Here is a 26,657-nt window from a genome sequence, read left to right on the forward strand (position 1 = left end):
GCGCGCTTAAGCTAAAAAAGTAATAAACAATCCATTTTATATTCGTTATTGATTTTAAAGGCAGTGCGTAGGCTGTCTCCCATAACGTCATCGACTTACTCACGACACCAGGGAGCCGCCATGAATCTCACCACACCGCCCACGCTTTGGTCGCTATCCAGACTCACCGCTTCGATTCTGATCGGCGGCGCCGTGCTAGGCGCCACCCTCGGGGTCAGCTCGCAGGCCCAGGCCCAGACCGAGCGCGTGGAGCTGCTCAACGTCTCTTACGATCCGACCCGCGAGTTCTACCGCGCTTACAACCAGCTCTTCGCCGAACACTGGCGCGAAGGCCACGACCAGGAAGTGACCGTACGCCAGTCCCACGGTGGCTCGGGCTCCCAGGGCCGCTCGGTGATCGATGGCATCGACGCCGACGTGGTGACCCTGGCGCTGGCCTACGACATCGACGCGCTTCACGACCGTGCGGACCTGCTGCCCGAGGACTGGCAGACCCGGCTGCCGCACAACAGCGCTCCCTACACGTCCACCATCGTGCTGCTGGTGCGCGAGGGTAATCCCAAAAACATCCAGGGCTGGGAAGACCTGGTGCGCGAGGATGTCGAGGTGATCACCCCGAACCCCAAGACCTCCGGCGGCGCACGCTGGAATTTCCTTGCCCTGTGGGGCTACGGCCTCGAGCAGTTCGACGGTGACGAAGAGCAGACCTTCGACTTCGTGCGTCGAGTGTTCGAGAACGTGCCGGTGCTCGATTCCGGCGCCCGCGGTGCCACCAACACCTTCGTCCAGCGGCGCCTGGGCGACGTGCTGCTGGCCTGGGAGAACGAGGCGATCCTGTCCGTCGAAGAGCTCGGTCGCGGCGACTTCGAGATCGTGGTGCCAGCTCAGAGCATCCTCGCCGAGCCACCGGTGGCGGTGGTCGACGCCAACGTGGAGCGCAAGGGCACCCGCGAGGTGGCCGAGGGCTATCTCGAGTATCTCTACTCGAGCGAGGCACAGGCGCTCGCGGCCCAGCACTACTACCGCCCGGTGGACGAGGCGGTGCTGGCGGAGTACATCGACGAGTTCCCGTCGCTGGATCTGTTCACCATCGACGAGGTGTTCGGCGGCTGGCGCGAGGCCCAGACGCGCTTCTTCAACGACGGCGGCGTCTTCGACGAGATCCTCGAAGCCATCAACACGCCTTGACCCTACCGCCTGCCGGAAGGCCATGCCTTCCGGCCCCGAGGAACCTTGCCATGTCGATCACGCTTGCCCGGCGTCGAGTGATACCCGGCTTCGGCCTGACCATGGGATTCACCCTGCTCTACATGGGGTTGATCTTCCTGGTGCCGGTCGGCGCCTTTCTGCTTTATACCACCACCATGAGCTGGGAGACCTTCTGGCACGCCATCACCCAGCGTCAGGTGGTGGCCTCCTACAAGCTCTCCTTCGGCGCCTCCCTGGTCGGCGCCACGATCAATCTGGTCTTCGGCGCCTTGCTCGCCTGGGTGCTGGTGCGCTACCGCTTTCCCGGCAAGCGCCTGGTGGATGCCCTGGTGGATCTGCCCTTCGCCCTGCCCACGGCAGTGGCAGGCATCGCCCTGGTCACTCTCTACGCGAGCACCGGCTGGGTCGGTCGATATTTCGAGCTTTTCGGCCTGCGCGTCGCTTACACCCAGCTGGGCGTGGTCGTCGCGCTCACCTACATCGGGCTGCCCTTCGTGGTGCGCACGGTACAGCCGGTGCTAGAGGATCTGGAAGCGGAGTGGGAGGAGGCCTCGGCCAGCCTCGGCGCCGACCGTTTCACCACGATCCGCCGGGTGATCTTTCCGGCGCTGTTCCCCGCACTGCTGACCGGTTTCGCGCTGGCCTTCGCCCGCGCGCTCGGGGAGTACGGCTCCGTGGTGTTCATCTCGGGCAACCTGCCCTTTCGCACCGAAATCACCCCGCTTTTGATCGTTGCCAAGGCGGAGCAGTACGACTACCACGGCGCCGCCGCCATCGGCACGGTGATGCTCGTGGTGGCCTTCGCGATGCTCCTGGTCATCAACGGCCTGCAGTGGTGGACCAGTCGCCGCCACGGTTAATCAGCAAGGGAATCCAGAGTGAACACATTCAATCAAGCCACACGCGATGGACGAGACGCCGGGGCACCGGCGGTCGTGGACGACGGTGACCTGGCCAGGCGCTGGCAGCGTGCCACCGACGAGCCCGCCTGGCTCAAGGCGGTGCTGATCACGACGGCGCTGATCTTCGTGGGGCTGTTTCTGGTGCTGCCACTGTCCGTGGTGCTGTACGGCGCCTTCGAGCGAGGTCTGGCGGCCTGGTTCGAGGCCGTTCGCGACCCGGATGCGCTTTCCGCTATCCGCCTGACGCTTCTGATCGTGGCCATCGTCGTCCCGCTCAACACCGTGTTCGGCGTGGCCGCCGCCTGGGCCATCGCCAAGTTCGAGTTTCCCGGCAAACCCGTGCTGATCTCGCTGATCGACATGCCGTTTGCCATTTCGCCGGTAGTGGTGGGGCTCATCTTCGTCATCCTGTTCGGCTCACAGGGCTGGCTCGGCCCCTGGCTCGCCGCCCATGACCTGCGCATCATCTTCGCCGCACCCGGCATCGTCATCGTCATCGCCTTCGGCACCCTGCCCTTCATCGCCCGGGAGCTGATCCCCTTGATGCAGCAGCAGGGCAAGGAGGAGGAAGAGGCGTCGCTGACCCTCGGGGCCGGCGGGCTCAAGACCTTCTGGTACGTCACCCTGCCCAACATCAAGTGGGGGCTGATCTACGGGGTGATCCTGTGCAACGCCCGGGCCATGGGCGAGTTCGGCGCCGTGGCGGTGGTGTCCGGGCGCATTCGCGGTGAGACCAACACCGTGCCGTTGCATATCGAGGTGCTCTACAACGAGTACATGTTCACCGCTGCCTTCGCCGTCTCGTCGCTGCTGACGGGCCTGGCGCTGGTCACCATCGCGATCAAGAGCATCATCGAATGGCAGGACGAGCGGCAAAAGCGCCGCGCCGCCGCCTGAGCGTTTTCCATCGCATCACTACCGACGACAGGGGTTGTCACATGAGTATCGAGATCGATCGCGTCAACAAGCGCTTTCGCGACTTCGTCGCGGTGGACGACGCAAGCCTCACCTTTCGCGAAGGCGAACTGACCGCCCTGCTCGGCCCGTCCGGCTCGGGCAAGACGACGCTGCTGCGCATCATCGCAGGGCTCGAGCAGCCGGATAGCGGGCGCATCCGCTTTCACGGCGAAGACACCACGGACCTTCACGTCAGTAAGCGCGGGGTCGGGTTCGTCTTCCAACACTATGCGCTGTTCAAGCACATGAGCGTGTTCGACAACGTCGCTTTTGGGCTGACCGTGCGCCCGCGAAGCACCCGCCCGACCAAGCGCGAGATTCGCGACAAGGTCATGCGCCTTCTGGAGCTCGTTCAGCTCGACTGGACGGCTCATCGCTATCCGCACCAGCTCTCCGGCGGCCAGCGCCAGCGTATCGCCCTGGCCCGAGCGCTGGCGGTGGAGCCTAAAGTTTTGCTGCTCGACGAGCCCTTCGGGGCGCTGGATGCCAAGGTGCGCGCGGAGCTCAGGCGCTGGCTGCGCCGGCTGCACGACGAGATCCACGTGACCAGCATCTTCGTCACCCACGACCAGGAGGAGGCGCTGGAGGTCTCCGACCGGGTGATCGTCATGAACCAGGGCCGGGTGGAGCAGGACGGCTCGCCGGAGGAGGTCTACGACGCGCCGGCCAACCCCTTCGTCTACCGGTTTTTGGGCAACGTCAACCGCTTCGACGCTCACATTCACGAGGGAAGCGCGCGAATCGGCGAGGTGACCCTGCCCGCCCCCCAGTACCCGCATCATCGCCATGCCTCGGGCCATGCCTTCGTGCGCGCCCACGACATCGACGTGCTGGCCACCGCCGACCAACCGGACACGCTGGCCGCCCGCATCTCGCTGGTTTCGGTGGTGGGGCCGACGGTGCGCCTGGAGCTTGTGACGGACCAGGGCGATACCCCGATCCACGCCGAGATGGCCAAGCACCGCTTCAACGCGCTGGGGCTCGAGCAGGGCGGGCAGGCGTGGCTTCGTCCCCGCCAGGGCCGGGTCTTTCTGCCCGAGGAGGCCACCGGCTGATCGGCGCGCGACCTGGTCAGGGCTCGACCTGGCGGGTCAGCGCGTTCAGCGCCTCGGTATCCTCCTCGAGTTCGAGGGTGGCCTCCTCGAGTTTCAAGCGGCGCTTTCGCACGTCACTCTCGTCGCCGCTTTGCATCGCCTGCTCGAACTCGGCCTGGCGGGTCTGAACGTCCGCAAGGCGCTCTCTCACGTCTTCCCGGGCGTCTTCCAGCACGCTTTCATTGCTGCAGTCTTGCTCGATGGCGGCAAGCGCGCGCTCGAGTCCTTCGACGCGGTGCGCATTGCCCTGAGCCTGCGCGTGCTCCCGCTGGGCGCGTACCTCGGCCGCTTTCTGCTCGCACAAGGCATCGTCCGCCGAGGCCATCAACGGCAGGGCGCTGGTCGAAACCAGCAGCAGGGCCTTGAGTGTCGATCCGCGATGTTTCATTGTCTTCCCCTGGTCGTTGCGCCTTTCGGCGCGAATGAAAGCGATAAGCCCAGGTTAGAGAGTGTGACGAGGAAAGGGTTCTGAGCCAAACCCCGATCAAACGATAAAACGGGTTGCACGATCAGACGTTCGGCCACGCCAGGCGCTGGAAAGCGCGACGTCCCTGCCAGGTTCGATAAGCTGCTACCATGGCGTTTCACCCCCTACAGCACGAAAGGCCCGCCGTGACGCGTACCCATCACACTGCCCCTACCTTTCAGCTACGCCTGGCGATGGCGCGCGATGTGGTCATCGGCCCGGGCAAGGCCGACCTTCTGGAAGCCATCGAGGGCACCGGCTCCATCTCCGCGGCGGGGCGGGCGCTGAACATGAGCTACAAGAAAGCCTGGCAGCTCATCGATACGATGAACGGCCACTTTCCCACGCCGCTGGTGATCACCCAGTCCGGTGGCAGCGACCGCGGCGGCGCTCGACTTACCGAGCTTGGCCAGACGGTATTGGCGCACTACCGCGCCCTGGAGCGTCAGCTTGCGCCAGAGCACTCGAGTGACGCCCGGGCGCTGCTGGCTCTGCTCGACGACCGCGCTTGAACCACCGGCCCATTGCCGCTACTCTCCGCTATATCCAAATGGAAATAGCGAGACTCGAGCGATGAACCGATTCCCTTTTCGCCCCCTGGCCGCCGCGCTCTGTCTCGCGCTCAGCCCTGGAGTTCTGGCCGCCGACCGCGTGCAGGTGGCCGCCGCGGCCTCGCTGACCGATGCCTTGAACGAGGTCATCGAGGTGTTCGAAACCGAGCACGATATTGAGATCGTTCCCGTCTACGCCTCCTCTTCGACGTTGGCGCGCCAGATCGCCAGCGGCAGCCCCGCACAGCTGTTCGTGTCCGCCAACGTCGACTGGATGGACTGGCTAGAAGACGAAGGCGTCGACGTACAGGCGCGCCGCGACCTGCTTCAAAATCGGCTGGCGCTGGTCAGCGCCAGCGATTCGCTGCCGGCGCGCTTCACCCCGGGTGACGGCGAACCCATCGCAAGCCTGATGGGCGATGACGACCGCTTGTCGGTGGGCGATCCGGATCACGTGCCGGCGGGTATCTACACGCAGCAGGCGCTAGAGGCGCTCGGCGAATGGAAGGCGCTCGAGGCGCGCCTGGCGCGTGGCAACGACGTGCGCGCGGCGCTGGCGCTGGTCGAGCGTGGCGAAACGCCGGCGGGCGTGGTCTACCAGACCGATGCCTTCGCAAGCCCCGCCGTGCGCGTGCTCGGGCTCTTTCCAGCGGACAGCCACGATCCGATCACCTACCCGGCGGCGCTGATCGATGCCGACGATAATGCCGCCGCGCAGACGTTTCGCGAGTGGCTCGAAAGCGATGCGGCGCTGGACATCTTCGAGGCCTACGGCTTCGATACGAGCGTGAGCCGCCCGTGACGCTCTCCCCCACCGAATGGGAGGCGATTCGGCTGAGCCTTCTGATCGGCCTGGCGGCGGTGGCCTGGATTCTGCCGCCGGGCATCGCGGTGGCCTGGTGGCTCGCCCGTTTCGAGTTTCGCGGCAAGGCGCTGGTGGATGGGTTGATCCACCTGCCGCTGGTGCTGCCGCCGGTAGTGGTGGGCTATCTGCTGCTGGTGGCGCTCGGGCGCCAGGGGATGGTCGGGGCATGGCTCTACCGCGTTTTCGGCGTGTCCTTGCCCTTTACCTGGCAAGGGGCGGCGGTGGCCAGCGGGGTAATGGCCTTTCCGCTGCTGGTGCGGGCGCTGCGGCTGTCGCTGGAAGCCGTGGACCCCAAACTGGAGGCGGCGGCCCGCACGCTGGGCGCCAGCCGCTGGCGGGTATTTGCCACCATCACCCTGCCACTTGCCGTGCCCGGGCTTGTAACCGGTACCATGCTGGCCTTTGCCCGGGCGCTCTCCGAGTTCGGCGCCACCATCACCTTCGCCTCCAATATTCCCGGTGAAACCCGCACCCTCCCACTCGCGCTCTACACCCTGATCCAGACGCCGGGACGCGAAAGCGCCGCCGCGAGGCTCTGCGTGCTGTCGATCGTCATTGCCCTGCTGTCGCTGATCGCCTCCGAGTGGCTGGCCCGACGCACCAGACAGCGCCTTCAGGAACGTGATGCCTACTGATCCGTCGACCCACTCATCGCCCAGCCTGCGCGTGGACATCGACCAGCGGCTGGGCAACTTTCACCTCCAGGTGTCGCTTGCGCTGCCCGGCCAAGGCGTTACCGGCATATTCGGTACCTCCGGTAGCGGCAAGACCAGCCTGATGCGCGTGATCGCCGGCCTCGAGACGCCCGATCGGGGGCATGTGCAGCTAGGCGAACGCACCCTGCTGGATACCCGCCAGCGCCTTGTCGTACCTGCACACAAGCGTCGTATCGGCGTCGTCTTTCAGGAGGCGCGCCTGTTTCCCCACTACCGGGTGCGCGGCAACCTGACCTACGGCATGCCTGACCACGCCGCTTCGCGCTTCGACGAGATCGTTGCGCTTTTGGGCATCGCCCACTTGCTGGAGCGCTTGCCGGGCACGCTCTCCGGCGGTGAATCGCGCCGCGTCGCCATCGGCCGCGCCCTGTTGAGCGACCCGCGCTTACTGTTGATGGACGAACCACTCACTGGCCTCGACGGCGCGCGCAAGCAGGAGCTTCTGCATTTCATTGCCCGCTTGGCAAGGCAAGTGGACATCCCGATCATCTACGTCAGCCACGACCCGGACGAGATCGCCACCATCGCCGATCACCTGGTGTTGATGCGCAGCGGCCGCATGGAGGCCAGTGCCCCGCTGTCGCACTTGCTGCAACGGTTCGACCTTACCCAGGCGCTGGCGGGTTTCGACGCGGCCTCGATTCTCGAGGGGCACGTCATCAGCCACGATGCCCACTATCAATTGACGCGCGTGGCGCTGGGCGATGGCCTCGAGCTGCTGCTGCCTGGCACCCAGACGACCCTCGGCAGCACGCTGCGGCTGCGCATTCACGCCAGAGACATCGCCATTGCCCTGGCGCCGGCCACAGGCACCAGCTATCGCAACCAGTTGCCCGCCCATATCGAGGCCATCGAAATGCCGGCCGAGACGCCGCATACGGTGGAGCTACGCCTACGGCTCGGCGCGCACCGGCTGCGCGCGCGCCTGACGCGCCTGGCGTTCGATCAGTTGGGCCTTGCTGAAGGGCAGAGGATCACCGCTCTGATTCGAAGCGTTGCCTTCACGTCCTTGCAGTGACCCCGCGGCTCTTGCCGCCAAGCACTCCTTTGGTATCCAAACCCAGCTCCAGGCAAAGTCATCGCGAATAAGCTTTCCCGATTTCACCATTTAAGCCCCGCCCAAGCGGATTGCTACTATCGATGACGCACGTTATCACGCAATCCCAGGAGGCTTTCATGAGCGACTCAACGACGACCGACTCGGGCGTGGCACCCGCCACCGCCGGCAAATTTCTCTGGTTCCTGCCCACCCACGGCGATGGCCACTTCCTGGGGACCCATCAGGGAGGCCGCGACGTCCACCTGGGTTATCTGCGACAGGTGGCCCAGGCCGCGGATCAACTCGGCTTTTACGGCGTATTGCTGCCGACAGGGCGCAGCTGCGAGGATGCCTGGGTCGTCGCCTCGGCGCTGGCGCCGGCCACCGAGCGCCTGCGCTTTCTAGTGGCGGTGCGGCCAGGCCTTCAGTCCCCCACGCTTGCCGCTCGCATGACCGCTACGCTGGATCGCCTCTCGAACGGCCGTCTGCTGATCAATGTCGTTACCGGGGGGGACCCGGTCGAAAATCGCGGTGATGGTGTCTTTTTGGCCCACGATCAGCGCTATGAGGTGACGCGTGAATTTCTCGACGTCTACCGCGACTTGCTGGCGGGCAAGCGCGTGACCTACGCCGGCCGCCACATCAGCGTGGAAGAGAGCGAGCTGCTCTACCTGCCCGCGCAGACACCTCGCCCGCCGCTCTATTTTGGCGGCTCCTCCGTGGCGGGCATCGAGGTCGCCGCCGACACGGTGGAGAAATACCTCACCTGGGGCGAGCCGCCCGCCCAGGTGGCGGACAAGCTCGCCACGGTCAAGGAGGCCGCCGACCGCGCCGGGCGAACGCTCACGTTCGGTATCCGCCTGCACGTGATCGTTCGCGACACCGATGCCGAGGCCTGGGCCGCGGCAGAGAAGCTCATCGAGCACCTAGATGACGAGACCATTGCCGCTGCCCAGTCGACGCTGGCCCGAATGGATTCCGAAGGCCAGCGGCGCATGGCCGCTCTTCATGGGGGCCGGCGCGATCGGTTGGAAATCAGTCCCAACCTGTGGGCTGGCGTGGGCCTGGTGCGCGGAGGCGCCGGAACGGCCCTGGTGGGGAGTCCGGAAACGGTGGCCGCCCGCATTCGCGAATACATGGCGATCGGCATCGACACGTTCATCTTCTCCGGCTATCCGCACCTGGAAGAGGCCTACCACTTCGGCGAGAAGGTGCTGCCACTGCTGCCCAAGGATCACGCCGCTCCCGTCATCGATACCGCCCGAACGGCGCAACGCGGCGAAGTCATGGCCAATAGCACCCCGCCGCGCTGAAAGCGCTTCTCCCTGTCACCGCCAGGAATCATGCTCATGATCGACGATCACTACCTTATCGTTCCCGGCTGGCACGGCTCGAATGTCGATCACTGGCAAAGCCACTGGCAGAGCCGGTTGGTCAACAGTTCCCGCACGCGTGTCGAAAGCTGGAGCCACCCTGAACGCAACGATTGGATAGAAGCGCTGAATCGAGCCGTGGCCGGCGCGTCAGCGCCGGTGGTTCTGGTCGCTCATAGCCTTGGCTGCATTACGGTGGCCCACTGGGCGGGCCGTTATCCGAGCCTCACCCAGAAAATCAAGGGCGCGCTGCTGGTTGCGCCCGCGGACGTGGAGCGGGGAAGCGTCAGTCAACACCTGGTAGACTTCGCGCCAATTCCCCTGGCGCCGCTGCCTTTCGCGAGCCTGGTGGTGGGGTCGACCAACGACCCGGCCGCCTCGCTCGAACGCATCCAGCAGTTCGCCAATGCCTGGACCAGCGCCCTGCACGTCATACAGGGTGCGGGACATATCAATACTCAATCAGGCCACCACCGGTGGCCTGAAGGCATGCGCCTGCTGGGCTGCTTTACGCCTTGCGAGCATCGCATCGCCTGACGCCTGCGACATCCCGAATCGAGTGAAAAGGGTCGTCAGGCATAAGCGATACGCGGATTCGCTCGGCCACTGACCGCAGCCGGCGCTGGCAGGGCCTCGATCAGCTCATCGAGCGCGCGCTGGATGCGCGTACTGGCCTCCTCCTCCACCCGGTAAGTACTGACCGTTTCGCGTATCAGTTGGCCCGCGCTGACGTAGACACCGCTGAGCACGTTGCTCGCGCCCAGTGCGGAAAGCACCGGCTTCATGGCATAGTCGATCACGAGCAGGTGACTATCCGAGCCGCCCGTCGCCAGCGGCAGCACTACTTTGCCTTTCAGTCCCCGTTGCGGCACCAGATCGAGCAATCCCTTGAGCGCGCCGGAGAACGATGCCTGATAGACAGGCGTTGCCAGGATCACGGCATCCGCCTTGGCGATCGCCTCGCGGTAGCGCACCACCTGCGGGTCGGCTACGTCGGCGAAGAATACCGCGTTACCGTCGAATTCGTTGGCGTCGAACACGTCGGTCTGGAAGCCGCGTGCCTCGAGCAGGCCCTCGATGAAGGCGATGAGGGCGGAGGTGCGTGATACGCTGCCGGGGCTTCCGGCAATCAATACGATACTCATGGTCGTCTCCCTGGGTTGATACATCATCGTTTCAATAAGCCGGATTTTCCGGAAAGCCGCCCTGATCGCCCCGCCTCTCGCACGCGGGGCATCGCCGGGCGGCCCATGAATCGCCGCGTCCTCTTTGCGGTCAAAGAGGACGCCCACCCCCGAGGCTCACCCGGCGCATGTCGCGCACCTCCTTTTCGTCGAAGGCGGAGCGGTAGTGCGCCGTGGCGCGGTTGTCCCACAGCACCACATCGCCCACTTGCCAGCGGTGCTCGTAACGGTGCGCGGGCGTGTAGAGATGAGCGCGCAGCGCCTCGATCAGCGCCTTGCCCGAGGCATCGTCAAGCTCGGGAATTTCGACCTCGGTCGCCTCCCCCAAGAACAGCAGCTTGTTACCGGACTCCGGGTGCGTGGTGACCAGCGGGTGCGGATGCGCCTCCCCCTTGGGGGGATTGTGCAGCTCACGGTAGCGCGGGCGTGATGAATCGCGGTTCTGGAAAGGGTTGTAGGTGATCAGCGATAGGTCGGCGATCGCCTTCCGGGTGTCGGCGTCGAGCGTTTCCCAGGCCAGGTTGAGGTTGTACCAGTGGGTATCGCCACCGGCCGAAGGAAGCTTTCGAGCATAGAGCGCGGACGCCTTGGAAGGCCTGGGCGTCCACTGGTGATCGACATGGGCAGCGAGCTCGCCGTTACCGGTATAGCCGCCCTTGACGTTGGACACCTTGACGACGTCCGGCGTGATACCCTGGTCGTTGGTGGCCAGCACCGGGATATGGCCGGGCGGATGGAACACGTCGCCGAAGTAGGTGGTGAAATCGAGCAGCTGCTCGTCGCTCAACCGCTGGCCCTTGAATATCAGGATATGGTGCTCGAGCCACGCTTGCTTGAGCTTTCGATAGTGCGATGCCGACAGCGGCTGGGCCAGGTCGATGCCTCGAACCACGGCCCCCAGGGCGCCGCCGGTAGGCGTGATGGTCAAGGTCTGCGAGGCGAAACTGGATACGTGTGGGCCAGCTTCGGCGGCGATGGTCGCGGTCGAACTCATGAGACGTTCTCCTTTTCAAGGGTCGAGGGTTGCGGGTCGTTGAGATGGTCGTTGAGATGGAAGGTGTTCAGCAGCGCTTCGCGGTAAGCGACGAAGCGAGGATCGCTGCGCGCTCGCGGCCGTGGCAGGTCGATGTCCATGACTTGCAAGGCGGTGGCCTGGTCGCTGGAGAGAATCACGATCCGATCGGCCAGATAGACGGCTTCCTCGATATCGTGGGTCACCATCACCATGGTGATGGCCTGTTCGCGCCAGATGCGCTCGAGCTCCTGCTGCATGCGAATCTTCTTCATCGCATCCAGCGCCCCCAGCGGCTCGTCGAGCAGCAGCATTTGCGGCGAGATGGCAAGGCCTCGCGCAATGCCGACCCGTTGCGCCATGCCCCCGGAGAGTTGGCGCGGATAGGCGCCGTAGAAGGCCGTCAAGCCGACGATATCGAGATAGTGGCGCGCTTTTTCCAGCGCCTGGGTGCTGCTGTTGCCGATCAGTTCAAGCCCCATGGCGACATTGGCTTCCACGGTGAGCCAGGGCAGAAGCCGCGGCTCCTGAAAGACCATGGCGCGCTCCGGCCCCACGCCCTGAACCGGCTCGCCGTTCAGGTGGATCGTGCCGCTGTCGGACGCCTCGAGGCCCGCCAGGATTCTCAACAGGGTGGTCTTTCCGGAGCCGCTGGCGCCGATGATGGCCACGAACTCACCGGCGGCGATCTCCAGATCGATGCCCTTGAGTACCTCGAGCCGGCTCTCCTTGAGCGCGAAGGACTTGTGGACATGGCGAACACTCAACCCTTTCGCGATCGCCGTCATGGTTTTACTCCTTCACCGGCCTCGTCGCCCGCGTCGGTGCCCTCGGCATCGCCGTTGTAGGCATTGGTGTTGTAGGCATTGGTGTTGTAGGCATTGGTGATGACATCGGCGACCGTCAATTGATCGGCTCTCAGCGTGCCTTCACGCTCGAGCACGCCCAGCCAGTACTGCACGTCGTGGTCATTGAGCCGCGCCTGGTCGCGCACGCCGAAACCGGCCCAATAGTCCGCCAGCTGCGCATTTTCGTGACGCTGTGCCAGCAGCTCGGCGATCAACTCTCGCGCTTGATCCGGGTGGTTTTTCGCCCAGTTTGCGGCGCGTCCGGATTGAGTGACCAGCGTGCGCACCGCCTGTGGATGGCGCTCGACGAACTCGCGCTGCATGGAGTAGGGGCTCAGGGTGATATCCCCCAAGAGCTCATGATCATCGAACAGCGAGCGCACGCCACCGCCCTCTTCGAGCTGCCCTGCAAAGACGGACTGCCAGGCGCCGACGGCCGCGATGTCGACCTGCCCGGAGCGCAGCGTCTGGCCGAGCTGCGGCCCCGGCACCGCCACCAGGCGCACCGCGTTATAGGGAATATCGTGCTGGCGCAGATACTCCCGGACGACGTAGTCCAGATGCGCGCCCAGCGTATTGACCGCGACGGTCTTGCCGACCAGATCCGACGGCTCGCGAATCTCGCTATCTTCGAGCACGTAGAAGCGGCTATTGACCGTTTCATCGACGCCGTTGGACGCCATGACACCCACGATGTCTGCGCCATTGGTGATGGCATTGATGGTCGCGGAGGTCGCCGCCCCGGCGATGTCGATCGACCCGGACGCCATGGCGAACAGACTCTCCGGCCCGCCCTGGCTGAAGCCTTCGGAGGTCAGCGTCACGCCGTGATCGTCGAGCCAGCCTTTCGCCTGCGCGATTTCCGGCGCCGTGATCTGACCGCGACTGCTGAGATAGCGAATGGTCACCGTTTCGCTGTCCGCGCCCTCGGCGCCCTGGGCCTGGCCGGACAACGCCGCCTGGCTCGTCAGCAGCCACCACGTGCCCGCCAGTAGCAGCGACGCTTTCATGCCCCGTTTTCCTATCGCGAATTGATGCATCAACCTTCTCTCCTGGTTATCGAAATTCATTGCCCTTGAATCATTGCCTTTAAATCATTGCCCGTTGACGATGCGCCTTACGCGCCGCTCTCGCTTTCCCAACGGCAAAGGCGTCCTTGAAGTGCCACCAGCAGGTAGTTGGCCAGTAGCCCGAGCCCTGCCAGCAGGAAGATGGCGGCAAACATCAGCGGCGTCTGGAAGTTGTATTGGGCATTCATCACCTGAAAACCGACCCCTTGGTTGGCACCGATCATCTCGGCGGCCACCAGCAGCAACAGGGTCGAGGTCGCACTCAGCCTCAGGCCAACGAAGATCGACGGGATGGCGCTGGGAACCACGACGCGCCGAAACACTTCGAAGCGCGACGCGCCGAACACACGAGCCATCTCAATCAGCTTGGCGTCGGTCTGCTGAACGCCCGCGATGGTGTTCATCAACAGCGGAAACACCGACGCCCAGAAGATGACGAACACCTTGGACGCCTCACCCAGCCCCATCAGCAGGATGAAGACCGGATAGACCGCCAGCGCCGAGGTCTGACGAAAGAGTTGCAGGATGGGATCAAGCGCCTGCTCGATGGCACGGAAGCTGCCCATGGCCAGTCCCAGCGGTATGGCCAGCAGCACCGAAGCGCCGAAGGCGATGCCCGAACGCTGCAGGCTGATGCCGATATCCCCCAGCAGAGTGCCGTGCCAAAGCGCGTTGAACAGCGCGACCGCGATCCGGTCCAGTGGAGGAATGACTGCCGCGTTGAGCCAGCCAAGCGAGCTTGCGAGCTGCCACAGCCCGAAGAAGACGACGAGCGCACCGTAGCGGCCAAGACACAGGCTGCCTGTTCGCATCATCGCGTGACTCGCCTGATGCAAGCGTGTGTCGTTGACCCCGAGCGTCGGGGTGACGCTTCGGGTGTTGACGTCGTAGGTAGTGGCTTTCTTCATTGTGACGGCCCCTTGGCAACCAAGCGTTGCATTCGATGAGGCCTCTACCCTACTAAGCTCTACTTCGCCGGCTAAATGGTCATCATCACTAACCATATTGAGAATTGGATATTAGCGCCGGCGAGATTTCGGCTCGCCGGCAAGGAGCCAACACCGGCTTCGAACGCATGGAATCTTCACAACGGTGGATTCAACGACTGAACGTCATCGCTGCCAGCACCGTCCATTGAGGAAAAGACATGCGGCTGGAGTACGGAGGGATTAGGGTCACCGCCGGACGTCACGGTAAGTGAGCCCAGAGCGACACAAGCGCAGAAAACGAGCGCTGAAAAAAAGCCGATAGAGCATGACGCTCTATCGGCCTTGTCCTACCCAGCGCATCGATCGACTATCAAAACGCCTTGGGGAACATCATCTGTGGCAGGAACAGGAAGACGCTGGGCAGCAGGATCAGCGCGATGATGACCAGCAGTATCAGCCCGATCAGCGGCAGCACCGCGAGGAAGGCGCGCGGCATCGAGACCTCGCCGATCTGGGTGGCGATGAGCAGGCAGATACCGTAGGGCGGCGTGATCAGCCCAAGCGTCAACGACAGGATCACCACCAATGCCATGTGGACCTGGTTGATGTCCGCCGCGAGGCAAAGCCCCTGGATGATCGGCAGGAAGATGATCACCGCGGTCACAGGGCTCAGCACCGTGCCGATGACCAGCATGAAACTCATCACCAGCAGCATGATGCCGATGCGCGACTGGGTGACCGACAGGATGAAGTTGGCTACCTCCTGAGCAATGCCCAGATACGAGATCAGCCAGCCCATGATGCCGGCGGAGGCCACGGCGAACATCGGCAGCGAGAACGCCACCACCGAGTCGCCGAGAATGCTCGGCAACTTGGTCAGCGGAATGGCGCGGTAGACGATAAAGGCCAGCACCGCGCCGATGAGCACCGCCACCGACGCCGCCTCGGTGGCGGTGAACACCCCGAGGGTGATACCACCGAGAATGATGATCGGCAGCAGCATCGGGGGCGTGGCGATGAGCGCCGTGCGTCCCATCTGGCCGAAGGAGAACGTGCCCGTGGCCTTGATGCCGTGACGCTTGGCCACGTGATAGACGTAGCCCATCTGCATCACCCCCACCAGAATGCCCGGTAGCACCCCGCCCATGAACAGCGCCCCTACCGAGACGTTACCGAAGGCGCCATAGATGACCATCAGGATCGAGGGCGGAATGATGCCCCCGAGCACCGACGAGGCCGCGGTAAGCGCCACGGCGAAAGGCGCCGGGTAGCCCGACTTCTTCATCGCCGGGATCAGCACCGCCCCCACGCTTGCGGTATCGGCCGCCGCGGAGCCCGAAAGGCTAGCGAACATCATCGACACCATGACGTTGATATGGCCAAGGCCGCCGCGAATGTGGCCGACGGTACTGTCGGCAAAACGCAGTAGCCGGTCGGTGATGCCGCCGTCGTTCATCAGCCGCCCGAGCAGCAGAAAGAACGGCACCGCCAGGAGCGGAAAGGAGTTGATGCTGGCGAACATCTGGTTGACCACTGAGGTGAGCGGCAATCCCAGTTGCAAGATGGTGACGATGGAGGCCAGACCGATGGCGAAGGCGATCGGCACGCTCAGGGCGATGAGCAGCAGAAAGCTTCCGATCAGTGTAATCAAGGGGTTCATGGGTCGAGGGCCTCGCTCGGGCTTGGCGCGCGTTTGTCACGCAGGGCCTTGATGTCATCGACGATGACTTCGATGGAGAACGCCAGCATGGCGATACCCGCCACCGGCATTGCCGCGAACACGTAGGCCATGGGGGTGCCCAGCGCCACCGAACGGCGATTCCAGCCCATATCGACCAGCACGTTGCCATTGACGATCAGCACGTAGATCACCGGCAGACACGCGAGGCTGCCAAACAGGCGCAGCGAGCGCTGGGTGAGGCGAAAGTGGGCGGGAAACACGTCGACGACGTAGTGACGGCGCCGGCGCAGCGCTACCGCCGCGCCTAGAAACACCGCCCAGATGAAGCAGGCCATGGCGATCTCGTCGGTCCAGGAGACCGATATCTTGAGAAAGCTGCGGGCCACCACCTGGTAGAGCACCGTCAGGATGAAGATCGCGAACAGGCTGCCGGCAATCACCGCCAGCAGCCGTTCCAGGACATCGTTGATCAATCGCATGCGTTCGTCCTTTTCGTCCGGCCGGCGCCTTGCGGGCAAGGCGCCGGCCAGCCTAGCTACCGGCCTAGAGGTCGCGAATCGTCTGGAGCAGCTCGGTCAGGCCGTGCTCTTCGGCGAAGGCATCGTGAAGCGGTAGTGCGCGGTCGATGAATGCCTGCTTGTCCACTTCGCTGACCGTGACCCCCAGCTCCTCAAACTGCTGGATGAACTCGGCGTCGTACTCCTCGCCCTTCTCGGTGCCGTGCTCACCGGCGTGCTGAGCGGCGGCCAGGATGATCGCCTGATCCTCCCCGGAGAAGCGGTTGAAGCGGTTCTCGCTCATGGAGATGTGGCTCATCATGATCTGATGCTCGGTCTTGGCGTGATACGGCGCCACTTCGTACAGCCGGCTCGAGAAGTAGCCGCTGATGGTGCTCTCGAACGCCCCTACCACGCCGGTCTGCATGCCGGTGTAGATCTCGGTCCAGGGAAGCGAGGTGGTCAGCGCCCCGTAGGCCTGCCACATGTCCGCGTCCAGGCGCGAGCCGGTCACGCGCATCTTCACGCCCTCGAGATCCGAAGGCTCGGTGACCGGGCCCTGGTTGCTGCTCAGGTTGCGCGTGCCGCCGCCGGTCAGGCTGAGAAGCTTCAGACCGACACCGGCGTCAGTCACGGCGTTGTCGAAGTACTCGAACACCGGCGAGTCCGGGGCGGTGGCGGCGCGGAACTCGTCCATGTCCTCGAACAGGTAGTTCAGGCTGAAGATCTCGAACTGCGGCACGTAAGGCGAGACGTTCATCACCCCGCCGATGATCATGTCCGTGGTGCCGATGCGGATCTCGTCGACCATGGTCTGGTCGTTGCCGAGCTGGCCACCCGGGAAGATCTGCACGGTAATGCGGTTGTCGGTGGCCTCCTCGACCTCGGCCTTGAAGGCCTCGGCCGCGTCGATCCACGGGTGGGGGGCGGTAACCACGGTGCCCAGGCGCAGGGTTTCGGCAAGCGCCGGAGTGGCGCTCATCAGGGTGACGGCGCCGACCAGGGCCAGGCCGGAAAGGGAGCGTTTCGTCATGGGGAAGTGTCCTTTGGCTATTGGTATTGGTATTGGTATTGGTATTAGTATTGGAGGATCGATCCGCGCGTCAGGTGCCGGATACCGGCTCGCCGAGCGTGTGCATCAGGCGGTTGGCCCAGCCGAACAGCGTGGTCGAAAGCGTGAGATCGAGGATCTCCTGGTCGTCGAGGCCCACGTCGCGAAGGCGCTGGATATCGTCCTGGTCGACCTGCGGCGGCGTCTCGGAGAGCCGCATGCCGAAGCGCAGGATGGCGCGGGTACGCTCGTCGAGCACCGCGTCCTTGCCGCGCAGGAAGATATCCTTCATCACCGCCTCACTACCGACGATGTTGTTGTAGCGATGGGCGTGAACCGCAGCGCAGTAGATGCAGCGATTGACCACTGACGCCGCCACGGCACCGAGCTCACGCTCCTGGCGTGACAGCCCGCCCTTGTCGTACATGATGCCGTTGAACAGCGACGTGCGGATGCGCAACGACTCCGGGTCGTGGGCCAGCACCAGCACGTAGTCGGAGATCCTGGTGTTCGACGGTGTTTCCTTGAGCGCCTCGCGCTGAGCCTCGGTTGCGCTGTCGTAGTCGATCGGCGTGACGTGGGGGCGCCAGGTGGGAATGCGCGAGGTGAACTTGTGAATGACCCGGCTCATTGGCTCTCTCCCATGACGCTCAGCACGGCGGTCAAGCGCAGCTGATAGTTGACGAAGGCCACGAGCCCCGCCAGGCGCACGATGTCCGCCTCCTCGAGCCCCGCCGCGCGCAGGCTTTCGATGTCGGCCTTGGTGGCCTCCTTGGGCGAGCGTGTGACCAGGTCCACGTAGCCGACCATGGCGGCCAGCCGTGTCTCGTCGGCGCCGGGCGTCACCTGCGGGTCCGCTAAGGACGCTGCGGCCGGGTCGGCGTAGCCGTCGAGCAGCGCGGCGTAGTGCTTCTCTAGCCCGGCCTGACGGCAAAGCCGCGCCATGCGACAGGCGAGTGCCGCGCGCAGCGCCAAAGGCACCCCGCCCGGGTCGGAAGGCATCAACGCCGCATCATGGGAGGCCTGGCTCAAGTCCATGAGTTTGCCGCGTGTGGTCAGCGCCTCGGCCAGCGGCCCGTCGGCGGCCACATTGGCCGCGATTTCGATCACGTGGGTCATTGCGCCACTCCTTGTCGTGTCTTGTCGGTCGCTTCGGGCAGGGGCGACGCCGTCCACTCGTCGCCCTGTAGCTCCGGTGAATCGTAGTCGTTGAGCTGCTGCCAGTGGCACTCGACGTCTTGCTGATAGAAGCTCGCGGCGATGGCACCGGCCAGCCAGCTCGCCCCTTCGCTGATGCCGGGGATGTCACCGCTGACCTTGCCAAGGCTGACCGAGGCGCCGTAATTGAAGCAGTGGATGTTGGCAAGCCAGGGGGCGGTGCCAGCCTCGCGCTCCTGGAAGGCGAAGTCGCGGCCCACGTAGGGAAACTTGCCGAGCTCGTCGTGGGCGAGTTCCGCCGGCGGCTGATAACGGTCGCGCCACAGCAGGATCTGATCGGCGTAGCCGGCAAGCTCCGTGCGCGCCAGCGGGTCGATCTCGAAGCCGGTGCCGAGAATCAGGAAATCGCCGCGCACCTCGCCCTGGCGGGTGGTGACGACGACCTCGTCGCCCTCCATGCGCGTGGCCTCTACCCCGCACTCGAAATGGAAGTGGGCGTTTTCGTGGCGGCTCACCCGCAGGGTCGAGCCGCGCGGCGGCGGTGTCTGGGTAATGAAGGAGTAGTGCATGATCCGCCAGCGCCAGGCATCCGGCAGGCTCGCGTAGCCGTGGGTAAAGCCGAAGGAGCCGATGCCCATCATCTTGTTGATGGTCGGCATCTGGGCGCGGCGAATCAGAAAGCGAACCTCCGCGGCGCCGTGCTCCAGCGCTTCGGCGGCGTTGTCGATGGCGGAGGCGCCCACACCGACGACGATCACCCGCTTGCCTTCGAGTGCCTTGAAATCGATCTCGTCGGCGGTGTGGGCCCAGGCGGTGCGGGGCAGGCCCTCAACGAAACCGGGAATCTTCGGCCCGCCGGTGCCGTCGCGCCCGGTGGCCATCACCAGCTTGCGAGTCAGCACGGTCTCCTGAATCGCGCCAGGCCCGGAGAGGGTCAGTTCGAGAAGCTCGCCGGCGGGGGTCACGCGCTCGACGTTGACCTCGTTCTCCACCGGCAGGGCCAGCACCTGGCGATACCAGCTCAGATACTCCATCCACATCGGACGCGGAATCTTGTCCAGCGCCTCCCACTCGGCGGTGCCGAACTGGGATTCGAACCAGGCGCGAAAGGTCAGCGAGGCGAAGCCGTAGCTCGGCCCGGGCAGGGTCTTCGGCGAGCGCAGCGTCTCCATGCGGGCGTAGTTCATCCACGGCCCTTCGAGCCCTTCCGGGTTGCGATCAAACACGCGAAGGTCGCGAATGCCGCCGCACAAGAGTGCAAACGCCGCCACCAGCCCGCACTGGCCACCGCCGATGATCACCACATCGTGGACATGGCGATCACCCTGCGCGGTGCGGCTCGGCACCCAGGAAGCGGGCGGCAGGTTCAGGCAGGCCAGGTCGAAGCGCACGCGCTCATCGAGCGCGGCGAGCCCGGCGCCGGCCAGGGTGGGGGAAATGGAAGTCTGGGTCATGGCATCATCTCGCGTTGGGACTGCGCGGCCTCGTCGGCTTCGTGCGGCCACCAGAACCAACGTAACGGTACATCGGCACCACCTGGGTCGGCAGGCGGGCTTGCTTCTCTTGCACGCTCGACGAGCGCTTCGGCTGCGACGAAGGGATCCTCGAGGGTCTCCTTGCGTGGCGCCGCACGAAGGCCGGGGGAATACAGCAGCGCATCGAGCGAATCCAGTGCGGGCTCAATCGATTGTGCCTGATCAAACGGTGTACGTACCGACCAGGTGCCCGTGCGGTCATCGACGCTGTAAAGCTTCATCAGCGAGGCCGCGTGGCGTGCAATGAATTCGACTGCCGATATTACATAGTTAGCCGCTTCATTGCTAAAAAAGAAATGAAATCCTAGTCTTACCCAACCAGGACGATATAAGCTTCTGCCATTTTGAACTAACCGCTCGTGCTCGACGGCGGTGTCGTCGTCGATGTCGAGCAGCGCATGGCCGTAAGGGCCGGCGCAGGAGCAGCCGCCGCGTGCCTGGATGCCGAACAGGTCGTTGAGCATCGCCACCACCAGGTTGTGGTGGATTTCGCGCCGCCCGGCGCGCAGGTTGAACGAGAAGATCGCAAGCCGCGGGGCGTCGCGCGGGCCGAGCAGCGTCAGGTTGTCGAGCGCCGACCAGCGCTCGAGCGCCCGGGCGGCGAGCTCTGCCTCTCGCGTCTCGATCACCTCTTCGCCGAGCAGCGACTTGATGCGAAAGGCGAAGCCAGCGCGAATGTTGCCCAGGATATCCGGCGTTCCACCCTCCTCCCGGCGCTGCACGTCGGTCACGTAGCGATGATTCGTCGCCGTCACGTAGGAGACCGTGCCGCCGCCGGCCACCGAGGGCACCGCATTGACGCAGAGGGCTCGGCGCATCACCAGCACCCCGGAGCTGCCCGGCCCGCCAACGAACTTGTGAGGCGAGACGAAGATGGCGTCCAGGTGATCGTCGTTACCGGTGCCCGCCATGTCGATGGCAACGTAGGGGCCGCTGGCCGCGTAGTCGAGCAGCGCGATGCCGCCGAAGCGGTGCATCAGGCGCGCGATGGCCCGAACGTCACTCTTCACCCCGGTCACGTTGGAGGCCGCCGAGAAGGCCCCGATCAACCGCCGCCCCTGGTGGCGGGCAAGCTCGTCCTCGAGCACGTCGAGATCGATCAGCCCGGCTGCGTTCAAGGGAATCCGCCGGATCTCGGCGGCGCACTCGCGCCAGACCAGGTCGTTGGAGTGGTGTTCAAACGGGCCGAGAAAGATCACCGGCGCGTCTTCACCTGCGTCCGCCTCGCCCTGGGTGAGCCCGAGCATCTTCCAGCAGCGGTCGATAGCCGCGGTGGCCCCACTGCCTGCAAAGATCACCGCGTAGTCGTCATTGGCGTTCACCGCGCGGGCGACCTGGCGGCGGGCGTCCTCGCGCAGCCGGGTGGTGGTGCGCCCGGTGTAGGAGGTTTCGGTGTGGGTATTGGCGTAATGGGGCAGTACCTGGGTACGCATCGCCTCCTCGACGATGCCCAGCGCCCGGCCCGAGGCGGTATAGTCGGCGTAGAGCAGCGCCCGCGCGCCGAAGGGGCCCTGAAACGGCTCGCCTTCACCGATCACGTCATCGGCCAGGCGCGCCATCCAGTCGTCAGAGCTCGCCGAGGGGCAGCTCGCTGGTTTTCTTGACTTGTTCCATGGAGAAGCAGGATGTGACATTGCTGAGCTCTATTCTCGCGATGAGTCTTTTGTAAAAGGCGTCGTAGGCAGCGTTGTCGCGGGTGATGACCTTCAGCAGGTAGTCGAACTCGCCGGCCAGACGGTTCACCTCCATGATTTCCGGGAAGGATTGGACGACCTCCTGAAAGGCGTCCAGCCAGGCCTGGTTGTGCTTGTCGGTCTTGATCATCACGAAAACGGTCAGGCCGAGATCGAGCTTGCGGGGATTCAGCACGGCGATGCGCTTCTCGATCACTCCTTCCTTTTCCAGGCGTTGAATACGCCGCCAGCAAGGGGTGACAGAAAGCCCCACTTTCTCGGCCAGCTGCGCAATGGATACGCTATCATCGCGCTGAAGCTGTTCAAGAATTTTTAAATCGAAACGATCAATAAGCAATTTATTACCCTCCAGGCCTTATAAGAGAAATAATATTCCTCAAGGGAGGCCTTATCGAGGTGTGGAAGGAAATATTTTCCAGCGCTAACCCCAAGGCGAGGAGCCAATCTGTTCCCAGGCTTACATTGTTAGCCTTGGCTATTCATCTTATCGACAATCAACTTTATTTTTTAACCACTTAGCTCTTTCCGGCATGGCTGCATGCTAGCATTCGCGCATGATCCATCTGCCCTTTAGCCTTCGCTCAAGCGGCCCTACATCTTTCAGAGTCGACTCGATCATGACGCCCGTTGCCCTACTGTTTCTCGCCTTCTCGATGTCCGCGGATGCCTTCGCAGCCTCGATCAGCAAAGGCGCCGAACTCGCTCGGCCTCGCTTTCGCCACGCGGTGGGGATCGGGCTGGTGTTCGGCGTCATCGAGGCGATCACGCCGGTGCTGGGTTGGGCGGCGGGCATGGCGTCGCAGCGCTTCGTCCAGGCCTGGGATCACTGGATCGCCTTTGCTTTGCTGTGCGCCATCGGCGCCCACATGGTGCACGCCGGCCTCAAGAAGGAAGAGAGGATCGCGCATCGCCGCCAAACCTTCTGGCTACTCGTATTGACCGCCACCGCCACCAGTTTGGATGCCATGGCCGTGGGAGCGAGTCTGGCCTTCATCGACGTGGACATCGTTGCCACCAGCCTGGCGATCGGCCTGGCCACGACCTTGATGGCCTCGATCGGCACGGTGCTCGGCCACCGACTGGGCCGCTGGGCCGGCCACTGGGCAGAGATGATCGGTGGCGTGGTGTTGATCGGCATCGGCTGTGTGGTGTTGATCGAGCACACGGGGGTGCTGGGCTGACGCCGGCGCTTCAATCGCGTGTCAGCGCCATGTGCAACAGCGGATAATGCTTGCCCAACCCGTCCAGCGGTGAGCGGCCCACCACCTCGAAGCCGCGCTGTCGATAGAAAGCCAGCGCCGCAGGATTCTGCTCGTTCACATCCACGTTGGTCACTCCTTGCGCTTGGCGGGCGTGATCGAGCAGCGCCGTGCCGATGCCCAGGCCTCGCGCTTGCGGGGCGATAAAGAGCATTTCCAGCTTGCCCTGCGCCACGCCGCTAAATCCCAGCGCGCCACCGCTTGGTGAGCGCACCACATGCAGCGCTACCGCATCAAAGAACTGCTCGAAGAGCAGCGGCTTGAGCATTAGAAGATCCTCCTCGGCGAGAAAGTCGTGGGTGGCCCGTACGGAGGCTTCCCAGAGGGTGATCAGCTCCGAGTAGTCGGCGCTGGAGGCGGGTTCTATCTGCATCGTTCAAACCTCGTGAGAATCCTTTTCAAGCGTATGGAGAGTGCCAGAAGCTCCTCAACCCAGCCACGCACGTTATCGGGATATTCGCCCCAAGGCGTGCGCCGCCCGCCGACCTCGTGCTCGAATACCGTAGCCAAGCCCTCACTCACCACGCCTTCCATAAAGGTCGTGCGCGTCTCGTCACGATGGATCACCCAGCCTCGAGCCAAGTGATGCAGTTCGTGAAACAGCGTATAGCCAAGCTCCTGGCGGGCGATTTCCGGAATCACCATACTGCCTGTCTGACAGGCAAGTTCGAGCTGCTCGGCCAGCAACGGCAGGTGCTCGCGCACTTGGGGCTCAACCTCGGCGCCTACGGCCTCCACATTGTCCCGCGCTGCGGATGAAAAATGACGTGAATCGCGGGTATATAGATAAAGCGGTGTGATCATGGGATGCCTTTCGTTCAGAGGGCGGTAGCGCTCACGGCCGGGTTTACGACGAACATTTATTTCAGTTATTTCGCCACTAAGCTTTCAAAGCACCCTACTACATAAGGAGATGACAATGGCAACGAATCGACCGCTGGGAGGCGATGGGCTGGGCGCGATGAAAGGCGCGAAATTGTTCGTGGCGAGTTCGGCTTCGGCAAGGGCGGTGTGCGCGAGCACATGAACCACCTGGGGCCTCATATCAAAACGTTGAGCCACTGCCTGGGGTCGACACCTTTCACGAGATCGGTGCGGAGTATCAGGAGTTCAATGACGAGCGTCACCGCCGTTCCGTTGCCAACGTTCATGGTCAGGCAACGGCGCTGGTCAGAACTCTATCCAGCCAGGCGGCGAGTCAAGCGAAATTCCACGCGGCTTTGGGGCTGAAGCTTCCCCAAGGGTCTTCGCCGTTAAAGGGGCCAACGTAAAGCACGCGATCACCGCGTACGATCCACTCCATGCCATGCTCCGGCTCCCACTGGCACTCGAGCTCCAGATGGGCCACCGGGGCCGCACCTTCCGGGGTCGGCACGATCAACACACTCGGCGTAACCAGTTTCAATACTTCACGCGGCGTGGCGAACTCGATGATGGGCTCGCCCGTCTCGCTCAGAAACACCTCGATGTAGTGGATCGTTGCCTGGCAGAGATGCTCGATGATCGACTCATCCAGCGCGTTGAAGTAAGCGGCACAGCGTTTTATAAAGTCAGGGGCGGCATCTTCGCTTAAAAGCGGAAAGAAGCGGTCGAACAAGGTGCTGTATACCTCGCCTTCCACTCCATCCTCACCCTGCTGAAGTCCACGAACGTATTCCATAACTCTCCTGGCGCGTTGGCTACATTGACAAGACCATGATGGCCGACATCGCGGGATGAGCCAACGCTTACGCGGCGAACGCTTGATGGAGACCAGCCGCGAGAACATCACATTAAAACGATAGCTCCGGCGCGGGCTCGATACGCTCGCGCCGGATTGATACCTAATCCCGATTCAGCCCCTCGAGCAGCGCTTCGTGAAAACGCTCCGGGGCCTGGATCTGCGGCGAGTGGCCGAGTTCGGGGAAGCTGACCAGCGTGGCGTCGGGGATGGCCTGCGCGGTTTTTTCACCCAGCTCGTCGTAACGGCCCAGGGTCGCCTGCACGTCTTCTGAGGCGCGGCCCTTACCGATGGCGGTATTGTCCTGCTCGCCGATCAGCAGCAGCGTGGGCATCTCGAGCTCGCCGAACTCGTAGACCACCGGCTGGGTGAAGACCATGTCCGAGGTCAGCGCCTGGTTCCAGGCGACCAACTCGCCGTCTTCACCTGCGTACATGCCTGCCAGCATCTCGACCCAGCGGTCGTACTCGGGCTCCCAGGTATCGACGTAGTACGTCGAGCGCTGGTAGTCGCGAATGCCCTCGGCACTGGTTTCGAGCTCGCTTGCGTAGCCGTCGTCGATGCTCTGGTACGGCACGCCCAGCGCCTTCCAGTCCTCGAGGCCAATCGGGTTGACCATCACCAGCTGCTCGGTGCGCTCCGGGTACATCAGCGCAAAGCGCGTGGCGAGCATGCCCCCCATGGAGTGGCCTATGACGGTGACGACCTCCGTCTCGAGCTCATCGAGCAGCGCATTCGTGTTGGCCGCCAGCTGATGGAAGCTGAACTGGTAATGCTCGGGCTTGGTCGACTTGCAGAAGCCGATCTGGTCCGGCGCAATGACGCGATAGCCTTCGTCCACCAGCGCCTCGATGGTCGCCTCCCAGGTGCCGGCGCAGAAGTTCTTGCCGTGCATCAGCACGATGGTACGGCCATTGGCGCTGCCCTCTTGCGGGGCGACGTCCAGGTAGGCCATCTGCATCTCCTGACCCTGGGATTCGAACTCGAAGCGCTCGACCGGATAGGCGTACTCGAAGCCGGAGAGTTCGCCATCAAACGTGGGGGCATCCTCGGCCAGGGCGTTCGAGCTGTAGGCGAGCACCGCCAAACCGCCCACGGCAGTCGCCAGGAGCGTTCGGGTGAAGGGGGCGTGGCGAACCAAGGAATATCGCATCGAGTGGCTCCTCTCTTCCATGAATGAGTTTCGAAAGTGCGTAGCCAGTATAGACATAGGCCTGCACACCGATCGACGTGCCTTCAACGCCCTGATTAAAGCCGCCTATCCAGCCCGATACATGGCCGAGTACCGCGCACTGCGCTACGCTTCAAGCAATTTAACGATTCATGGCAGCAACTTACATGCGCGCACTCACCGGAAAGAAACAGATCGCAGGGCTGGTCGGCTGGCTGGTGTTGGCTTATCTTGCCGCCGCCGTGGGGGCAGTTGCCTCGATCAACGCGGCGGAGTTCTACGAATCGCTCCAGCAGCCCGCCTGGGCGCCGCCGACCTGGCTGTTCGGGCCGATGTGGACAACGCTCTACGGGCTGATGGGGATCGCCGCCTGGCTTGCCTGGCGCGAACGTGGCGCGCGATCCGCCCTTGTCGTTTTCGTGATTCAGCTTGCGCTCAACGCGTTGTGGAGCTGGCTGTTTTTCGTATGGCAGTTGGGGGCGGTCGCGTTCGTGGCCGTGCTGGCGCTTTGGGCGCTGATTCTGGTGACGCTGGTGATGTTCTGGCGGCTCAAGGCACTCGCTGGCGTGCTATTGGTGCCGTATCTCGCCTGGGTCAGCCTGGCCTGCGCGCTGACCTGGAGCGTGTGGCAGTTGAATCCGCAGGTGTTGGGATAAGGCGAAAGCTCCTTTTCCCC

Annotated in this window: 30 protein-coding genes; 12 read left to right on the forward strand and 18 right to left on the reverse strand. The window is 63.9% G+C overall.

The features are described 5' to 3' along the window. Window positions 1–120 precede the first annotated feature (120 nt). The 4 genes from GEV37_RS01110 (at window position 121) to GEV37_RS01125 (ending at window position 4,123) form a co-directional block, all read left to right on the forward strand. Entirely contained in the window at window positions 121–1,188 is a 1,068-nt protein-coding gene (locus GEV37_RS01110; protein WP_227388325.1) for a sulfate ABC transporter substrate-binding protein, read from the forward strand. A gap of 50 nt (window positions 1,189–1,238) precedes the next feature. Continuing rightward, window positions 1,239–2,069 (forward strand): sulfate ABC transporter permease subunit CysT, encoded by an 831-nt coding sequence (cysT, locus tag GEV37_RS01115; protein WP_227388326.1) that lies wholly within the window; start codon window positions 1,239–1,241, stop codon window positions 2,067–2,069. A gap of 75 nt (window positions 2,070–2,144) precedes the next feature. Beyond that, window positions 2,145–3,008, forward strand: coding sequence for a sulfate ABC transporter permease subunit CysW (gene cysW, locus GEV37_RS01120; protein WP_227389192.1), 864 nt, complete (start codon window positions 2,145–2,147; stop codon window positions 3,006–3,008). Window positions 3,009–3,049: 41 nt separating this feature from the next. Further along, window positions 3,050–4,123 (forward strand): sulfate/molybdate ABC transporter ATP-binding protein, encoded by a 1,074-nt coding sequence (locus GEV37_RS01125; RefSeq protein ID WP_227388327.1) that lies wholly within the window; start codon window positions 3,050–3,052, stop codon window positions 4,121–4,123. Window positions 4,124–4,139: 16 nt separating this feature from the next. Here GEV37_RS01125 and GEV37_RS01130 read toward each other — a convergent pair whose 3' ends face one another. Continuing rightward, on the reverse strand, window positions 4,140–4,550 hold the full coding sequence (locus GEV37_RS01130; protein ID WP_227388328.1) for a DUF1090 domain-containing protein: 411 nt from the start codon (window positions 4,548–4,550) through the stop codon (window positions 4,140–4,142). A 224-nt stretch (window positions 4,551–4,774) separates the two neighbouring features. Here GEV37_RS01130 and GEV37_RS01135 point away from each other — a divergent pair, with 224 nt between their 5' ends. The 6 genes from GEV37_RS01135 (at window position 4,775) to GEV37_RS01160 (ending at window position 9,709) form a co-directional block, all read left to right on the forward strand. Further along, window positions 4,775–5,140: a winged helix-turn-helix domain-containing protein gene (locus GEV37_RS01135; protein ID WP_227388329.1), complete on the forward strand. Its 366-nt coding sequence runs from the start codon at window positions 4,775–4,777 to the stop codon at window positions 5,138–5,140. Window positions 5,141–5,201: 61 nt separating this feature from the next. Beyond that, window positions 5,202–5,981, forward strand: a complete 780-nt coding sequence (gene modA, locus GEV37_RS01140; RefSeq protein ID WP_227388330.1) for a molybdate ABC transporter substrate-binding protein — start codon at window positions 5,202–5,204, stop codon at window positions 5,979–5,981. Next, window positions 5,978–6,679 (forward strand): molybdate ABC transporter permease subunit, encoded by a 702-nt coding sequence (modB, locus tag GEV37_RS01145; protein WP_227388331.1) that lies wholly within the window; start codon window positions 5,978–5,980, stop codon window positions 6,677–6,679. The genes modA and modB overlap by 4 nt, the downstream gene beginning before the upstream one ends. Next, window positions 6,669–7,778 carry a molybdenum ABC transporter ATP-binding protein gene (modC, locus tag GEV37_RS01150; RefSeq protein ID WP_227388332.1) on the forward strand — a complete coding sequence of 370 codons (1,110 nt, stop codon included), beginning with the start codon at window positions 6,669–6,671 and terminating at the stop codon, window positions 7,776–7,778. The genes modB and modC overlap by 11 nt, the downstream gene beginning before the upstream one ends. A gap of 158 nt (window positions 7,779–7,936) precedes the next feature. Then, window positions 7,937–9,112 (forward strand): FMNH2-dependent alkanesulfonate monooxygenase, encoded by a 1,176-nt coding sequence (ssuD, locus tag GEV37_RS01155; protein ID WP_227388333.1) that lies wholly within the window; start codon window positions 7,937–7,939, stop codon window positions 9,110–9,112. Between the two features lie 36 nt (window positions 9,113–9,148). After that, on the forward strand, window positions 9,149–9,709 hold the full coding sequence (locus GEV37_RS01160) for an RBBP9/YdeN family alpha/beta hydrolase (protein WP_227388334.1): 561 nt from the start codon (window positions 9,149–9,151) through the stop codon (window positions 9,707–9,709). A 35-nt stretch (window positions 9,710–9,744) separates the two neighbouring features. Here GEV37_RS01160 and ssuE read toward each other — a convergent pair whose 3' ends face one another. From ssuE to GEV37_RS01225, 13 genes are all read right to left on the reverse strand, one after another. After that, entirely contained in the window at window positions 9,745–10,317 is a 573-nt protein-coding gene (gene ssuE, locus GEV37_RS01165) for an NADPH-dependent FMN reductase (protein WP_227388335.1), read from the reverse strand. Between the two features lie 130 nt (window positions 10,318–10,447). Next, window positions 10,448–11,350 (reverse strand): TauD/TfdA dioxygenase family protein, encoded by a 903-nt coding sequence (locus GEV37_RS01170; RefSeq protein WP_227388336.1) that lies wholly within the window; start codon window positions 11,348–11,350, stop codon window positions 10,448–10,450. Then, window positions 11,347–12,156, reverse strand: a complete 810-nt coding sequence (locus tag GEV37_RS01175; protein ID WP_227388337.1) for an ABC transporter ATP-binding protein — start codon at window positions 12,154–12,156, stop codon at window positions 11,347–11,349. The genes GEV37_RS01170 and GEV37_RS01175 overlap by 4 nt, the downstream gene beginning before the upstream one ends. Continuing rightward, a complete protein-coding gene (locus tag GEV37_RS01180; RefSeq protein ID WP_227388338.1) occupies window positions 12,153–13,226 on the reverse strand; it encodes an ABC transporter substrate-binding protein in 1,074 nt (357 codons plus the stop codon). Before GEV37_RS01180 ends, GEV37_RS01175 begins: the two co-directional genes overlap by 4 nt. Window positions 13,227–13,333: 107 nt before the next feature. Next, window positions 13,334–14,194: an ABC transporter permease gene (locus GEV37_RS01185; protein WP_227388339.1), complete on the reverse strand. Its 861-nt coding sequence runs from the start codon at window positions 14,192–14,194 to the stop codon at window positions 13,334–13,336. Window positions 14,195–14,585: 391 nt separating this feature from the next. Then, window positions 14,586–15,875, reverse strand: coding sequence for a TRAP transporter large permease (locus GEV37_RS01190; RefSeq protein ID WP_227388340.1), 1,290 nt, complete (start codon window positions 15,873–15,875; stop codon window positions 14,586–14,588). Beyond that, window positions 15,872–16,375, reverse strand: a complete 504-nt coding sequence (locus GEV37_RS01195; protein ID WP_227388341.1) for a TRAP transporter small permease — start codon at window positions 16,373–16,375, stop codon at window positions 15,872–15,874. Before GEV37_RS01195 ends, GEV37_RS01190 begins: the two co-directional genes overlap by 4 nt. Before the next feature lie 64 nt (window positions 16,376–16,439). Next, entirely contained in the window at window positions 16,440–17,426 is a 987-nt protein-coding gene (locus GEV37_RS01200) for a TRAP transporter substrate-binding protein (RefSeq protein WP_227388342.1), read from the reverse strand. A 70-nt stretch (window positions 17,427–17,496) separates the two neighbouring features. After that, window positions 17,497–18,075, reverse strand: coding sequence for a peroxidase-related enzyme (locus tag GEV37_RS01205; protein ID WP_227388343.1), 579 nt, complete (start codon window positions 18,073–18,075; stop codon window positions 17,497–17,499). After that, on the reverse strand, window positions 18,072–18,563 hold the full coding sequence (locus tag GEV37_RS01210; RefSeq protein ID WP_227388344.1) for a CMD domain-containing protein: 492 nt from the start codon (window positions 18,561–18,563) through the stop codon (window positions 18,072–18,074). The genes GEV37_RS01205 and GEV37_RS01210 overlap by 4 nt, the downstream gene beginning before the upstream one ends. Next, window positions 18,560–20,056 carry an NAD(P)-binding domain-containing protein gene (locus GEV37_RS01215; protein ID WP_227388345.1) on the reverse strand — a complete coding sequence of 499 codons (1,497 nt, stop codon included), beginning with the start codon at window positions 20,054–20,056 and terminating at the stop codon, window positions 18,560–18,562. Before GEV37_RS01215 ends, GEV37_RS01210 begins: the two co-directional genes overlap by 4 nt. Continuing rightward, window positions 20,053–21,696, reverse strand: a complete 1,644-nt coding sequence (locus GEV37_RS01220) for an aminotransferase class V-fold PLP-dependent enzyme (RefSeq protein ID WP_227388346.1) — start codon at window positions 21,694–21,696, stop codon at window positions 20,053–20,055. Before GEV37_RS01220 ends, GEV37_RS01215 begins: the two co-directional genes overlap by 4 nt. Window positions 21,697–21,703: 7 nt before the next feature. Then, window positions 21,704–22,168: an Lrp/AsnC family transcriptional regulator gene (locus GEV37_RS01225; protein WP_227388347.1), complete on the reverse strand. Its 465-nt coding sequence runs from the start codon at window positions 22,166–22,168 to the stop codon at window positions 21,704–21,706. A gap of 280 nt (window positions 22,169–22,448) precedes the next feature. On the opposite strand from GEV37_RS01225, the gene GEV37_RS01230 reads away from it, so the two are divergent. Further along, window positions 22,449–23,012 (forward strand): manganese efflux pump MntP, encoded by a 564-nt coding sequence (locus GEV37_RS01230; protein WP_227388348.1) that lies wholly within the window; start codon window positions 22,449–22,451, stop codon window positions 23,010–23,012. A gap of 10 nt (window positions 23,013–23,022) precedes the next feature. Here GEV37_RS01230 and GEV37_RS01235 read toward each other — a convergent pair whose 3' ends face one another. From GEV37_RS01235 to GEV37_RS01250, 4 genes are all read right to left on the reverse strand, one after another. Next, window positions 23,023–23,463, reverse strand: coding sequence for a GNAT family N-acetyltransferase (locus GEV37_RS01235; RefSeq protein WP_227388349.1), 441 nt, complete (start codon window positions 23,461–23,463; stop codon window positions 23,023–23,025). Continuing rightward, window positions 23,454–23,894 carry a DUF2268 domain-containing putative Zn-dependent protease gene (locus GEV37_RS01240; protein WP_227388350.1) on the reverse strand — a complete coding sequence of 147 codons (441 nt, stop codon included), beginning with the start codon at window positions 23,892–23,894 and terminating at the stop codon, window positions 23,454–23,456. Before GEV37_RS01240 ends, GEV37_RS01235 begins: the two co-directional genes overlap by 10 nt. A gap of 394 nt (window positions 23,895–24,288) precedes the next feature. After that, window positions 24,289–24,750 carry a DUF6985 domain-containing protein gene (locus GEV37_RS01245; protein ID WP_227388351.1) on the reverse strand — a complete coding sequence of 154 codons (462 nt, stop codon included), beginning with the start codon at window positions 24,748–24,750 and terminating at the stop codon, window positions 24,289–24,291. Between the two features lie 163 nt (window positions 24,751–24,913). Further along, window positions 24,914–25,963, reverse strand: a complete 1,050-nt coding sequence (locus GEV37_RS01250; RefSeq protein WP_227388352.1) for an alpha/beta fold hydrolase — start codon at window positions 25,961–25,963, stop codon at window positions 24,914–24,916. Window positions 25,964–26,148: 185 nt separating this feature from the next. Between GEV37_RS01250 and GEV37_RS01255 the strand changes: the two genes are divergently transcribed. After that, a complete protein-coding gene (locus tag GEV37_RS01255; RefSeq protein WP_227388353.1) occupies window positions 26,149–26,637 on the forward strand; it encodes a TspO/MBR family protein in 489 nt (162 codons plus the stop codon). Window positions 26,638–26,657 lie beyond the last annotated feature (20 nt).

Origin of the sequence: Vreelandella malpeensis, assembly GCF_020622355.1 — a bacterium.
Taxonomy (GTDB): domain Bacteria; phylum Pseudomonadota; class Gammaproteobacteria; order Pseudomonadales; family Halomonadaceae; genus Vreelandella; species Vreelandella malpeensis.